Source organism: Vibrio sp. 10N.222.49.C9, from assembly GCF_041474985.1.
In the GTDB taxonomy this organism is placed as follows: Bacteria; Pseudomonadota; Gammaproteobacteria; order Enterobacterales; family Vibrionaceae; genus Vibrio; species Vibrio crassostreae_C.
The window spans coordinates 1-362 of the sequence record NZ_JBFRVD010000822.1 but is presented as its reverse complement, the minus strand read 5'-3'; the positions used below and the strand labels follow the sequence as shown (position 1 = coordinate 362).

General features: G+C 51.1%; 1 protein-coding gene. It reads right to left on the bottom strand.

From position 1 onward, the window contains the following. Positions 1-362: phosphomethylpyrimidine synthase ThiC (locus AB4585_RS25775; protein ID WP_372171620.1), on the bottom strand; the 362-nt coding region annotated here is incomplete at both ends.

The window sequence follows — 362 nt, the reverse complement described above, 5'->3', positions numbered from 1 at the left end:
CGTACCAACCTATCAAAGCGGCGCCAATACCCGAGGTAATATGGTCGTAACCCGGTGCAATATCTGTGGTCAGCGGGCCTAGCGTGTAAAACGGCGCTTCATGACAATGCTCAAGTTGCTCCTGCATGTTCTCTTGAATCATATGCATAGGCACATGGCCTGGGCCTTCGATGATCACCTGTACGTCATACTCCCAAGCCACCTTTGTTAGCTCTCCTAGCGTGCGCAGTTCAGCAAACTGCGCCTCATCGTTGGCATCGGCGATTGAGCCTGGACGCAGACCGTCTCCTAACGATAATGCCACGTCATATTTGGCGCAGATCTCACAGATCTCTCTAAAGTGTGTGTATAGAAAGCTTTCT